We start from the raw sequence: 13,119 nt of genomic DNA on the forward strand, positions 1-13,119 counted from the left end.
ATGATACAATTCTTTTACGAAAACTTACAGGAGTCTGTCAGTACAGATTATCAAAAATGGCTGGAAGATATTATACTTTCAGAAGGAAAAAAAATAGGCGAAATCAATTATATTTTCTGCGATGACGAATATCTGCTTAAGATCAATCAGGATTATCTGCAGCATGATTATTATACCGATATCATCACTTTCGATTATGTAAAAGGCAAAACCATAAGCGGAGAGATTTTTGTATCTTTGCAACGGATTTCGGACAACGCTTCCACTCTATCCAGAGATTATGAAGAAGAACTAAAAAGGGTCTTGGCCCATGGCATTCTTCACCTCGCAGGATACAAGGATAAGACAGAGGAAGAAGAGAAAGAAATGCGGAGAATGGAAGATCTTTACCTGGCTAAATTCAGAGATTTAAATCCTGAATAAATTAAAGAATCACTTAAAGGATGATCCGTAAAGTGCTAAAAACTAGACACCATTATAACTCACTTAGAGTGCATTCTCTAAAAATGTTTCACGTGAAACATTCATAGAAAATATTAAAATTAAAAGCTTTAAATAAGCAATATAAAAATGATTTCAGATACATATGACGTAATCGTAGTAGGTGCCGGACACGCGGGTTGCGAAGCTGCAGCAGCGGCCGCCAACCTGGGTTCAAAGACCCTACTTGTTACAATGAATATGCAGACCATCGGACAGATGAGCTGCAACCCGGCCATGGGAGGAATCGCAAAAGGACAGATCGTAAGAGAGATTGATGCTATGGGAGGATACTCCGGAATTATAGCAGATAAATCCGCGATTCAGTTCAAAATGCTGAACCTTTCCAAGGGCCCCGCGATGTGGTCTCCAAGAACACAAAATGACAGAATGCTTTTCGCTGAAGAGTGGAGATTAGCATTAGAAAATACACCCAATCTTGATTTCTTTCAGGACATGGTGAAACAGCTTATTGTAGAAAATAATAAAGTGACCGGAGTTATTACTTCTTTGGGAATTGAGATAAAAAGTAAATCGGTTGTTTTAACCAACGGAACTTTTCTTAACGGATTAATTCATGTTGGCGATAAACAATTAGGCGGAGGAAGAATGGGCGAACCAAGAGCATTCGGAATTACCGAACAATTGGTAAGTTTAGGTTTTGAAGCCGGAAGAATGAAAACAGGAACTCCTCCCCGGGTAGACGGAAGAAGTCTTGATTATTCAAAAATGGAAGAACAGAAAGGAGATGAGAAACCTCAGAAGTTCAGCTATACGGATACCCCTAAATTAACGAAACAATTAAGCTGCCATATTGTATATACCAACGAAACAGTACACGATATTTTACGAGAAGGTTTCGACAGAAGCCCAATGTTCAATGGAACGATTCAAAGTTTAGGACCAAGGTATTGCCCGAGTATTGAAGATAAGATCAACCGTTTTGCAGAAAGAACAAGACATCAGCTTTTCGTAGAACCTGAAGGATGGAGAACAGTTGAGATCTATGTCAACGGATTTAGTTCTTCACTTCCCGAAGATGTACAGATCAAAGCCATGAAACATATTCCAGGTTTTGAAAATGTAAAAGTCTTCCGTCCCGGATATGCTATTGAGTACGACTACTTCCCTCCTACCCAATTAAAGCACACCTTAGAAACAAAACTGATCGACAATTTATATTTTGCAGGACAGATCAATGGAACCACAGGCTATGAAGAAGCAGCAGGACAAGGCTTAATGGCTGGAATCAATGCCCACAACAAAGTACACGACAAAGAAGATTTTATCCTTAACAGAGATGAAGCCTATATCGGTGTATTGATTGACGACCTGATTACAAAAGGAACAGAGGAGCCTTACAGAATGTTTACTTCGCGTGCAGAATACAGATTATTACTCAGACAAGATAACGCAGACATCCGATTAACAGAGAAGGCATATCATTTAGGACTTGCAAAAGAAGATAGATTAAGAAAAGTAGAAACCAAAGTATCTAATAGTCAGGAACTTGAGAGCTTTTTACGAGAAACATCTTTAAAGCCTGGTATTATCAATCCTATTCTGGAAACTATTGAAAGCAACCCTGTAGATCAGGCTTACAGAGCTTCACAATTCCTTACAAGACCTAACATTACTTTAGACAAGCTTGATGCAATAGATTCTATCAGAGAATTCTCTTCTCAATATGATGAAGAAGTAAGAGAGCAAGCTGAAATTAATATTAAGTATAAAGGATATATTGAAAAGGAAAAAGAAAATGTAGCTAAGCTGAATCGTCTGGAAAACATAAAAATTCCCGAAGATTTCGATTATAAAAGCATTTCCAGCCTTTCTTTGGAAGCAAAACAGAAAATGTCCAATGTAAGACCTAAAACGATTGCACAGGCAGGCAGGATCAGTGGTGTTTCTCCGGCCGATATAAACGTTTTGCTGGTGTATTTAGGACGTTAAATCAAAAATGTTTCACGTGAAACATTTGTAAATTAAAAGCAAAAATTAAGGTATTTATGTGCGTTATACCTAACCCATAAATACTTTAATTTTAAACTATCAAGATATCAATTCAATGAGAATAAAGGATCATTTTCTTTCACAGGAAATATTTGAAATAAAAGAAACAGAAACAAAAGGGGTCTTCAAGACCTCCCCTATTCCATCCAATATTTCCAAATATTACGAAAGCGAAGATTATATTTCCCACCACCAGGATTCTGGAAGCTTCAAAGAAAAGCTGTACAAATTCCTTCAGTCTTTTAATCTGCAATACAAAAAAAATATCATTGCAGACAGAATAAAGAAAGGATCAAAAGTTCTTGATTACGGATGCGGAGCTGGAGAATTTGTTAAATACATAGAAGAAGATTTTGAAACATTCGGTTTCGAACCTGATTCTGATGCCAGAAAAGCGGCAATGAATAAAATATCCAAAGCAACGATATTGGACACCATTCAAAAAATTCCTGAACAGAGTTTAGATGCAATCACCTTATGGCATGTTTTCGAACACATCGAAAATCAGGATGAGATGCTAAATTTATTTCACGGGAAATTAAAAGATAAAGGACTTCTCATCATTGCAGTCCCCAACCCTACTTCTTATGATGCAAAACATTACAAAGAATATTGGGCAGCCTACGATGTACCGAGACATATTTATCATTTCTCCAAAAATGGTATGGAAAATTTAATTTCCAAGAAGCCGGACTGGAAAATGAGAAAAATTAAACCTTTGGTTCTGGATTCTTTTTACATCTCTATGTTGAGCGAAAAATATAAAAAATCACCTCTTTTTTGGCTAAAAGCAGTTCTCTACGGAACGATTTCTAACGTAAAGGCGCTTTTTTCGAACGAATTTTCAAGTTTGATATACATTATCGAAAAAAGATAGAGAATCGATTTTTGAGGCATTTCTGAAGGCCAATTTTCGCGAATTTCGATCTAAAAAACAAAAACCCGGAGAATTTTCCGGGTTTCTTTTTTTAGATTTTTAAAGATTAATAAATTGAAATGTTGAAAATATTAAAGTAAGTTATCATTATTTTCTACTTCCACTTTTCATATAAATTATAGCCTATAATAACAAAATTCTTTAGTAATTTAAAAGTTTTAATCTTGAAATATTATTTGCTAAATACAAAACTTATATTAATTACCTAAATTGCAAAAAAAAACAGAAATTATTAAATCTTATAAATACTTTCTTCAATCACAGTATTTAAAGGTGTAGATATATTAGAATTGATCTTTATAAAATCGCGAATTGATTTTTTTAGAATTTTTGTAATAGAAATATTATCGTAATCTTTATGCCAATATTTTCGCTCCTTATACATATACCAATTTAGAGAAAAGTGCCAATAATTACCATTAATGGGCGAATGATTTACTTCGCATCTTGCGATAGCTTCACCATTAATTTTAACATCAATATTATGTAGTAGTAGAATTGCAGTTGACCAAAATGACCTCTCTTCTTTAATAAAAAAATCATCATTATTAATAAGTTCATTTGGAATTGTTTCATCTCCTTTCCAATTATCAAGATAAAATGAATTTATTATCACATATTTTATATGTTCCTCTTTATATATACCATACAAAGAAGTTGATAAATCAGGTAATTGATTTTCTTGTCCTATTATTTGAGCTTTTAACTCTCCATTATCATCTAATACATCATTTAAGCCATTTTTAATAACAAAATGCCTTATTAAAAAATAAGGCGTGATATCAGTTATTATCGATTTATAATTTGATTGAGGTAAAAGACAATCAGGATAATTCATTATTAGTTCCTAAATAATTATTTATACTTATGATAGCATTATCCATTGTATCTGTAAAATTATTAATTTCAGATGCAGATTTAATAAATAAAGAATATAAAACATTATTATCATCAAATGATAAATCAATATAGACAGCTTTAATTCCTCTTTTTAAGCTAAACAAAATTCCTTCATCAGTACATTCAACTGAGTATTTATCAGCTTGAATCTTTAGAATACCAGAAATTGTCTTATCAAATAAAGCGGTATACTTTAACTTACTAAATCCAATGATTCCACCATCTATCAAAGAAATACTACTAACTAAACTTGTTTTTAATTTCATAGAAAGATCCATAAATCTTTGATTACTAATAAACATAGTACTCTCCTGAATATTACTGTTCAAGATTACACTTCCAACAGAAAATGTACATTTCTTAGAATACGTCCTAACACTTGCAATTTGTGTGTTGATTGCTTTGTAATCAATTGTAGTTGTTGCCATTAGTATATTGGGTTTAAAGTTTCTAAAAATTCTTCTTTTAAAAGACTAAAAAAAATACTTTCTTGAATTTTATGAATATTACTTAATTCCTGTTTAACCAAATCATTATTAGATATAAAAAAATCATTTTTATTTGCGTAACAATCTATATCCATCAATGATAAAAAATTAGAATCCTCATTTTTATAATCATTCACCAAGTTAAGGATAACATTTGTATTCTCATATTCAAACTCAGTCGAAAAATTAAATCGCTTTGATTTAATATCAGGTTGAGCAAAAGAAAATGAAAATTTCGTAATATCTTTAAGATTATAATGTTCATATACATTAATATAACGTAATCCTATTCTGCTTATTAGAATAGATTTATTACTCGAAATAAAAGAGATAACTTCTAATATTTTAACTAAATAAATGTTCCATCCTATATAATTATCTCTAATATTAATAAATAAGATTTCATCTGTTAAGATAAATTTTATTTCATCATCATAAAACATAATTCTATTGCCTGTAGCAGAGGTATTATTATTTTCATCAGGAGTAGCTATTGAATCATAACTACCACTTTTTATTACATTATCATAAAAATTTCCAAACAATATCTGAAAAGGCATTTCATAACTCAATTTAATCACTACATGTGCATCTTGAATTCTATCATCAATACGTTCAGGAATTTGCATTAAATAAGTTTTTTTCAAAATTATATAAAATAAGTGTTATACAAAGAATATTAAGCTGCTTTTAACTTAAATTTAATTAAAAACAGTTACATTTTTATTATTTACAAATATCAAATACCAAGACGACAAAACTTGACGTATTAAAACAAAAAAAGACTGCACCTTCAATTGATACAGTCTTCTCTATAGTAAAATAAAATATTATTTGTTGATCGCAGCAACGCCCGGAAGTTCTAAACCTTCAAGACTTTCAAGCATGGCTCCCCCACCGGTGGAAACATAACTCACTTTTTCTCCGTAACCAAACTGCTTCACAAAAGCAACGCTGTCACCTCCACCTACAAGAGAAAATGCTCCCAATTTTGTAGACTCTGCAATACTGTCACCAAGCGCAATGGTTCCTGCCGCAAAGTTTGACATTTCAAAAACGCCGATCGGCCCATTCCAAAGAATTGTTCTTGAATTTAACAATACATCATTGAACTGATCTCTCGATTTTGGACCTGCATCCAGACCCATCCATCCTTCAGGTATAGCATAAATGTCAGCCTCTTTTCTTTCAGCATCATTGTTGAAAGCTTCAGCAATAATTACATCCGAAGGAAGATAAACCTTCACCTGATTTTCTTTTGCTTTTCCTAAAATCTCAAGGGCTAAAGGAAGCTTTTCCTCTTCCACCAATGAGTTTCCGATTTTACCTCCCAAAGCTTTAATAAAGGTAAAGGCCATCCCTCCACCAATGATTAAATTATCAATTGCCGGAAGTATATTTTCTATAATGGTAATTTTAGTTGAAACCTTAGAACCACCTAAAATTGCAGTTACTGGTCGCTCTCCTTTTCTCAGTACTTTATCGATAGCCTGAAGCTCTTTAGCCATCAGTAAACCGAAAAATTTAGTTGATTCAAAATATTGAGCGATTACTGCAGTGGAAGCATGTGCTCTGTGCGCAGTTCCGAATGCATCATTTACGAAAGCATCCCCCAGTTTTGAAAGTTGCTCAGCAAAACCTGCATCCCCTTTTTCTTCCTCATGGTGAAAACGAAGGTTTTCCAACAACAGGATCTCCCCTGGCTGAAGATCAGCAGCGGCCTTTTCAGCCTTTTCTCCGATACATTCATCCACAAACTTCACTTCCTGTCCAAGAACGCTGGAAACTTCATCTACGATATGCTTAAGAGAGAATTCATCCTTCACTTCACCCTTTGGTCTTCCAAGATGCGTCATTAAGATCACGGAACCTCCGTCGTTAAGAATTTTTTCAACTGTGGGCTTCACAGCCGTGATTCTCGTATTATCTGTCACTTTCAGCTGGTCATCCTGCGGAACATTAAAATCCACTCTTACCAGAGCCTTCTTGTCTTTAAAATTGAAATCATTGATTGTTTTCATAAATATCGTTGAATTTTCGTTTCACAAATGTAAGCTTTTAAACTTTTTCAACAGATCCCCCGAATTAAAACTTTTCCGAAACTTTCCCCCAACCCAATCACCCACTAATCAACAATTTTTTCTCTTTAAAGAAAAGAATAATGTAGTTGTTGTTGAGTATTGTTAGTTTAGGGGATAAGTTTTATCAAAATAATTGGTAACAAATAATTTTTATTCAATTCATATTTAATTCACATTGTAATCTCTTGTAAATCTGTCTTTTCACAGACTTATCAACAGATGTGAATAACTTCCTCACAAAACCATTCTTAGTAATTTAATTATGGAAAAAGTTCGGATTAAGTGAAGAAAACAATTGGAAAGTTGTGACTAAAATTTCCAAATACATTTCCCATTACGAAATAAATTCTTCTTTAAAAATAGAAAGTTGGAAAAAGTTTTCCACAGTTATTCACATACCTTTTCACAAATTACCCCCGAACAACTAACAGACTTTGTTATTATTCTTACCTTTGTCATGAAATAAAATCTAAAAAGACTTAATACAAGTATTATGAAAAGAAAAATAGCGATTGCTGCAGACCATGCAGGCTATGAATATAAGGAGATTGTTAAGAACTATCTGTCAGAAAAGTTTGATGTTCAGGATTTTGGAACGTTCTCCACAAACAGTGTGGATTATCCGGACTTTGTACACCCTGCTGCAACCTCTGTTGAAAACAGCGAAAATGAATTGGGAATTTTGATCTGTGGAAGCGGAAATGGAGTACAAATCACAGCGAACAAACATCAGAAGATAAGATGCGCACTTTGCTGGATGCCGGAGATTGCAGTGCTCGCAAGACAGCATAACGATGCGAATATGATCTCTATGCCTGCGAGATTTATATCTAAAGAAGTAGCCATAGAAATAGCAGAAAAATTTCTTTCTACAGACTTTGAAGGAGGAAGACACCAGAACAGAGTTGATAAAATTGCTGTTTGCTAGATATATAAAGGCCTGTAAATCAAATTGCAGGCCTTATTTATTTTTTATTTTGTACATTTGCATCAGCTAATAGAAATTACCAGTCTATTATTTCCATACAAAACCTGATCTGTTTAAAATAGAGTAATCAAAGGTTTTTCTCCCCTCTTCTCCATATTTGTAGTATTTTTATACAAACTAAAGTTTCCATTATAAGTAAATTGGAAGGAAAATTGATGCAGTTGAAGTAATAAGAACCCTATAAAACAGAATGAAGATCAAAGTATCTGCCGTATTATTTTTCATAATAAGTTGTTTCCATGCTCAGGAAATAAAGGATAAGGATGCTTTTGAAAAATGCAGAAAGGAAAACAGCCGAAGAACCTGTTTGTCTGATAAGGATAAAGACGGTGTTTTATTTTATGCTGATGCCTGTCCCTACATTCTGGGCTTAGCAGAATATAAAGGATGTCCGGATACAGATGGCGATGGAGTTCCTGACAAGGAGGATCAGTGTTATGAAGTAGCAGGATCTTTAGAAAATAACGGGTGTCCATGGCCGGATACAGATGGTGACGGAGTAATAAATAAGAATGATGCCTGCCCGAACGTATTCGGACCTGCTGAAAACAACGGCTGTCCGTGGCCGGATACGGATGGCGATGGTATCCTGGACAAAGACGATCCCTGCCCTACCCAACCCGGTAAAGTGGACGGATGCAGGAATGATAACTGCGCTCAGATTTATAAAGAAGAAGATGAAAGAATAGAAAATTTCAAAAAAGAGACTAAAAATGTTGATTATGAGAAGCTCACCACAAGCATCATTGATCATATTGACAAAACTTTTTATAAAGACAAAGATCTCGTGATTCTCACCCATCATATGTTGGGAATTGAAGGAGGAAGTTGTATTGGTAAGAATCCCGCACCCATCTATAATTACAGAAGCTTTTGGACCATTGATACGATAAAACGTCTTTCAGCTCTGTTAAAAAAGAACATTGCATTGAGTTCCGCTTATCAGAGTTTTTCCTCTCCTGATATAAGTATTGAATATAATGCAGATTATAATTTAAAAAATGTTTCAAAATTTGTTTACAAAAGGGAAATCAAACACCTTGAAACTTTACAAAAAAGACTTGGTGAGCACCCTGTAGACAACTATGGAATGTTGATGACCAGATTTACTAATGAATTGGGGAATATGGTAAAAGTTCAATACACATATACCAATCTACAGGCTGGGAAACCGGTCAGTAAAAAAGAAATTAATGTAACTTATCAGTATATTAACAATGAATGGAAAGTTACAGAAACAAAGGAAGAAAAAGTAAAAGTATTTCAAGATTAAGAGATCGATACTTTTAAGAAATGAAGAAAAAATACAGATAATCCAGACAGTGATGTAGTAAATTTAGAATAAATCACATTCGGATTATTACAGTTAAATAACAATTAAATAACATTAAAAATGCCAAGAAAAGGTAAATATATAAGCCATAAAAACGAACAGAAACTCATGGAAATCGGAAGATTGATCCTGCGTTTCATGAATACCAATTCGTCCAAGATCTATAATTACAAGCAGATCTCAGACGGAATAGAATACAAAAACCCCCGTCAGAGAGAATTGGTGATCCAGGCTCTTCATAAACTTCAGGGCTCTGAGAAAATCAAAGAAGTGGAGAAAGGAAAATTTATTGTGAATCTGAATATTGCAGGAACATTAACCGGGATCATCGATTTTAATCAGTCCGGCAATGCTTATGTAAAAGTAGAAGGTGTGGAAGATGATGTATTTATTCACTCCAAAAATGTGAAAGACGCCCTTCAGGGAGATAAAGTTTTGATCATCACCTATCATTTTAAAGGTAAGAAACTAGAAGGTTCGGTACTGGAAGTTCTGGAAAGAAATAGAACGGAATTTGTAGGGACGTTCCAGCTGGTTGCTCACAAAGATTTTGGATTTGTAGTTTGCGATAAAAAATCCATCAACACTGACATTTTTATTCCGAAAACAAAATTCGGAGGTGCTGAAAACGGGGATAAAGTAGTCGTAAAGATGACCGAATGGAGACCGGGTGACAAAAATCCTCAGGGAGAAATTACCCAGGTGTTGGGAGCTCCTGGTGAACATGAAACAGAGATCCACTCTATCCTTGCGGAATATGGTCTTCCTTATGAATTTCCACAGGAAGTAGAGCTCGATGCTGATAAAATTGACAGAAGAATCACCGATGAAGAAGCCGCCAAGCGTTGGGATATGCGTGATATCTGTACCTTCACCATTGACCCTAAAGATGCAAAAGATTTTGATGATGCGCTTTCTATAAGAAAATTAGAAAACGGAAACTGGGAAATCGGGGTACACATCGCAGACGTTTCCCACTATGTAGTTCCGGGAACGATGCTGGATGATGAAGCTTATAAAAGAGCAACTTCGGTATACCTTGTAGACCGTGTGGTTCCCATGCTTCCGGAAGTTTTAAGTAACGATGTATGTTCCCTTCGTCCCAATGAAGATAAATATACATTTTCAGCAGTTTTTCAGCTGAATGACAAAGCAGAGATTCAGAAACAATGGTTTGGAAGAACAGTCATTCATTCAGACAGAAGATTTACGTACGAAGAAGCTCAGGAACGTATAGAAACTGGTCAGGGAGATCTTGCAGAAGAAATCAATACTTTGGACAGACTTGCGAAAATCATGCGTGATGAACGTGTGAGAAATGGAGCGATTACTTTCGACAGAAGCGAAGTGAGATTCAATCTGGATGAAAACAATTCACCCATTGGCGTGTACTTTAAAATAAGCAAGGATTCCAATCACCTGATCGAAGAATTCATGCTTTTAGCGAATAAAAAAGTATCCGAATTTGTATCCTTGACCAGTAAAGGAACAGTAAGTAACAATACCTTTATTTACAGGGTGCATGATGATCCAAATCCTGCAAAACTGGAAGCATTGAGAGATTTTGTCTCTACTTTCGGATATAAAATGAACCTTGACAACACTAAGAAAGTAGCCGAATCATTGAACAAGCTTCTTTTTGACGTCAAAGGAAAAGGAGAAGAAAATATGATCGAAACGCTGGCCATGAGAAGTATGAGCAAAGCCGTATATTCTACAGAACCTATCGGACACTACGGTTTAGGTTTCGAATACTACAGCCACTTCACCTCTCCTATCCGACGTTATCCCGACCTTCTGGCCCATCGTCTTTTACAGCATTATCTTGATGGAGGTAAATCTCCGAGCAAACAGGAACTTGAAGATAAGGCAAAACACTGCAGTGCTATGGAAAGACTGGCTGCTGATGCAGAAAGAGATTCCATTAAGTTCATGCAGGTGAAATTTATGGAAAAACATCTTGGAGAAACCTTTACCGGAGTGATCTCTGGTGTTGCAGAATTCGGTTTCTGGGTAGAAATACCTGAAAACGGTGCTGAAGGGTTAATCAAATTGAGAGATCTTGTTGATGATTCCTATTCTTACGATCAGAAGACCCATGCCGTGTATGGTAACAGAACCGGTAAAAAGCATCAGTTAGGAGACGAAGTTCAGATTAAAGTAGTAAAAGCCAACCTTATTCAAAAGCAGTTAGACTTTAAGATTGTTGATTAATTAAATCATAAAGTATAACTTTGTATCAAAGGGATGAAATTTTTTTTCATTTAAAATACTATTGAATGTTTGAACTTGTACTTTCTGCCGTTGTCTTAGGATTTATGCTGAGCCTGGTTTTTATAGGACCTATCTTTTTCCTGCTCATTGAAACCAGTTTTTCCAGAGGACCAAGACATGCTCTGGCACTGGACCTAGGAGTCATCACGGCAGATATATTATGCATTGTTGCGGCTTATTATGCCAGTGCAGACATTGTCACTTTAATAGATAAACATCCCGGATTTTACAGGATTACTTCTATTCTTATATTTGTATACGGGATCGTCATGATGGTCACCAGGACCAAAATGCATATGCCCGGTGAAGAAAGGATCATTGGCCAAAACTATTTTAAAACGTTTTTCAATGGTTTTTTCTTCAATCTTTTAAACGTAGGAGTGATTCTTTTCTGGCTGGTAACGGTGATTTCCGTACGAAACCAGTATCCTGATACCAGCAGTTTTATACTCTACGTAGGCATTGTCATTGGCACCTACCTGTGTATTGATCTGGCCAAAATATTCTTAGCAAAACAATTTCACGATAAACTTACCCAGAAACTCGCCAACAAGATCAGAAGAATTGTAGGCGGGATTCTTATTGTTTTCAGTTTCTTTATATTCTTACAAAGCTTTAAGAAATTCAATCAGTTCGACAGACGTTTGGAAGAAGCTGAGAAAAAAGAAATCAAATACCAAAAAACACAATGAAAAAAATAATCTTTCCAAAAGCCCTTAAAAAAGGAGCTAAAATAGCTGTGATCTCCCCTGCCGGAGCTGTAGATCCATCTCAACTTGAAAAAAGTATAGAAATGATCAAAAGCAATGGTTTTGAACCTGTTTTGGGTAAAAATCTCTATACGAAGTTTTCAAACGGATACAATTATGCAGGAACAGAACAGGAAAGATTAAAAGATATGAACTGGGCTTTGAATGATAAAGATATTTCAGCAGTCTGGGCTTCCAGAGGCGGTTACGGATGCCAGCATCTTGTTCAGCATCTCAAACTGAAGAACTTTACAGAAAATCCGAAATGGTATATCGGTTATTCAGATAATACGGTCATACAAAGCTATTTATTAAACAAAGGTTTCGCTTCCATCCACGGCCAGACCATCAAAACTTCAAGTTTTGGAGTGACGGATGAAAGCTATGCCCTGATCTTTGATATTTTAAAAGGAAAAAGCCTCAAATATGCTTTAAAATCTCATCAGTTTAATAAGAAAGGTACTATTGAAGGAGAGCTTGTTGGAGGTAATTTAGCCTTAATCTATGCGCTTCTGGGAACCAAATATTCTTTTAACTTTAAGGATAAGATTTTATTTATTGAAGATATCGGCGAAAATTTCTATGCCCTGGACCGAATGATCATGAGTCTGGAATTAGCCGGAGTTTTCAGTAAAATAAAAGGACTGATCGTAGGCGGAATGACCAATATGGGCGATGAAAAAGAGAATAAAAGCTATGAAGAAAGCTTCGATGAATTTGCCTATCAACTGATTTCACACAGGATTTCAAAGTATAAATTCCCTGCTGTTTTCGGATTCCCGAATGGACATATTAAGGACAACAGACCTTTGATTATTGGCGGAAAGGTTACGATGAAGATTGGAGATAAAGTTAGGATTGAGTTTTAAAAGGATG

General features: G+C 35.0%; 11 protein-coding genes and 1 pseudogene. 8 read left to right on the forward strand and 4 right to left on the reverse strand.

What is annotated here, in order from left to right:
- The 3 genes from ybeY (at position 1) to BW964_RS13065 (ending at position 3,370) form a co-directional block, all read left to right on the forward strand.
- A complete protein-coding gene (gene ybeY / locus BW964_RS13055; protein WP_076507761.1) occupies positions 1-423 on the forward strand; it encodes an rRNA maturation RNase YbeY in 423 nt (140 codons plus the stop codon).
- A 147-nt stretch (positions 424-570) separates the two neighbouring features.
- The gene (gene mnmG, locus BW964_RS13060; protein WP_076507762.1) at positions 571-2,433 is read left to right on the forward strand and encodes a tRNA uridine-5-carboxymethylaminomethyl(34) synthesis enzyme MnmG; all 1,863 of its coding nucleotides are present in this window, start codon (positions 571-573) and stop codon (positions 2,431-2,433) included.
- A 115-nt stretch (positions 2,434-2,548) separates the two neighbouring features.
- Complete coding sequence (locus tag BW964_RS13065) at positions 2,549-3,370, forward strand: class I SAM-dependent methyltransferase (protein ID WP_076507764.1); 822 nt, start codon at positions 2,549-2,551, stop codon at positions 3,368-3,370.
- A 292-nt stretch (positions 3,371-3,662) separates the two neighbouring features.
- On the opposite strand, the gene BW964_RS13070 is transcribed toward BW964_RS13065, so the two are convergent.
- The 4 genes from BW964_RS13070 to BW964_RS13085 all read right to left on the reverse strand — a co-directional run bounded on the left by BW964_RS13070 (position 3,663) and on the right by BW964_RS13085 (position 6,839).
- Positions 3,663-4,268 (reverse strand): hypothetical protein, encoded by a 606-nt coding sequence (locus BW964_RS13070; protein WP_076507765.1) that lies wholly within the window; start codon positions 4,266-4,268, stop codon positions 3,663-3,665.
- Entirely contained in the window at positions 4,255-4,758 is a 504-nt protein-coding gene (locus BW964_RS13075) for a hypothetical protein (protein WP_076507767.1), read from the reverse strand. Before BW964_RS13075 ends, BW964_RS13070 begins: the two co-directional genes overlap by 14 nt.
- A complete protein-coding gene (locus BW964_RS13080; RefSeq protein ID WP_076507768.1) occupies positions 4,758-5,447 on the reverse strand; it encodes a TIGR04255 family protein in 690 nt (229 codons plus the stop codon). The genes BW964_RS13075 and BW964_RS13080 overlap by 1 nt, the downstream gene beginning before the upstream one ends.
- Before the next feature lie 201 nt (positions 5,448-5,648).
- The gene (locus BW964_RS13085; RefSeq protein WP_076507770.1) at positions 5,649-6,839 is read right to left on the reverse strand and encodes a phosphoglycerate kinase; all 1,191 of its coding nucleotides are present in this window, start codon (positions 6,837-6,839) and stop codon (positions 5,649-5,651) included.
- A 553-nt stretch (positions 6,840-7,392) separates the two neighbouring features.
- Between BW964_RS13085 and rpiB the strand changes: the two genes are divergently transcribed.
- From rpiB to BW964_RS13110, 5 genes and pseudogenes are all read left to right on the forward strand, one after another.
- A complete protein-coding gene (rpiB, locus tag BW964_RS13090; RefSeq protein ID WP_076507772.1) occupies positions 7,393-7,827 on the forward strand; it encodes a ribose 5-phosphate isomerase B in 435 nt (144 codons plus the stop codon).
- Positions 7,828-8,200: 373 nt separating this feature from the next.
- Positions 8,201-8,527: pseudogene (locus tag BW964_RS22735) on the forward strand (thrombospondin type 3 repeat-containing protein); the annotation flags it as partial.
- 753 nt (positions 8,528-9,280) lie between these two features.
- Positions 9,281-11,434, forward strand: coding sequence for a ribonuclease R (gene rnr / locus BW964_RS13100; protein WP_076507773.1), 2,154 nt, complete (start codon positions 9,281-9,283; stop codon positions 11,432-11,434).
- Positions 11,435-11,499: 65 nt separating this feature from the next.
- Positions 11,500-12,186 (forward strand): LysE family translocator, encoded by a 687-nt coding sequence (locus BW964_RS13105; RefSeq protein WP_076507775.1) that lies wholly within the window; start codon positions 11,500-11,502, stop codon positions 12,184-12,186.
- Positions 12,183-13,112, forward strand: a complete 930-nt coding sequence (locus BW964_RS13110) for a S66 peptidase family protein (RefSeq protein ID WP_076507777.1) — start codon at positions 12,183-12,185, stop codon at positions 13,110-13,112. Before BW964_RS13105 ends, BW964_RS13110 begins: the two co-directional genes overlap by 4 nt.
- Positions 13,113-13,119 lie beyond the last annotated feature (7 nt).

The sequence above is a fragment of the Chryseobacterium shigense genome (assembly GCF_900156575.1).
GTDB lineage: Bacteria > Bacteroidota > Bacteroidia > Flavobacteriales > Weeksellaceae > Chryseobacterium > Chryseobacterium shigense.

Excerpts from the sequence above, each read along its gene's own strand:
- ybeY (WP_076507761.1), top strand. The coding sequence starts at position 1 with ATGATACAATTCTTTTACGAAAACTTACAGGAGTCTGTCAGTACAGAT.
- BW964_RS13075 (WP_076507767.1), bottom strand. The coding sequence starts at position 4,758 with ATGGCAACAACTACAATTGATTACAAAGCAATCAACACACAAATTGCA.
- BW964_RS13080 (WP_076507768.1), bottom strand. The coding sequence starts at position 5,447 with ATGCAAATTCCTGAACGTATTGATGATAGAATTCAAGATGCACATGTA.
- BW964_RS13110 (WP_076507777.1), top strand. The coding sequence starts at position 12,183 with ATGAAAAAAATAATCTTTCCAAAAGCCCTTAAAAAAGGAGCTAAAATA.
- BW964_RS13085 (WP_076507770.1), bottom strand. The coding sequence starts at position 6,839 with ATGAAAACAATCAATGATTTCAATTTTAAAGACAAGAAGGCTCTGGTA.
- rpiB (WP_076507772.1), top strand. The coding sequence starts at position 7,393 with ATGAAAAGAAAAATAGCGATTGCTGCAGACCATGCAGGCTATGAATAT.
- rnr (WP_076507773.1), top strand. The coding sequence starts at position 9,281 with ATGCCAAGAAAAGGTAAATATATAAGCCATAAAAACGAACAGAAACTC.
- BW964_RS13070 (WP_076507765.1), bottom strand. The coding sequence starts at position 4,268 with ATGAATTATCCTGATTGTCTTTTACCTCAATCAAATTATAAATCGATA.
- mnmG (WP_076507762.1), top strand. The coding sequence starts at position 571 with ATGATTTCAGATACATATGACGTAATCGTAGTAGGTGCCGGACACGCG.
- BW964_RS13065 (WP_076507764.1), top strand. The coding sequence starts at position 2,549 with ATGAGAATAAAGGATCATTTTCTTTCACAGGAAATATTTGAAATAAAA.
- BW964_RS13105 (WP_076507775.1), top strand. The coding sequence starts at position 11,500 with ATGTTTGAACTTGTACTTTCTGCCGTTGTCTTAGGATTTATGCTGAGC.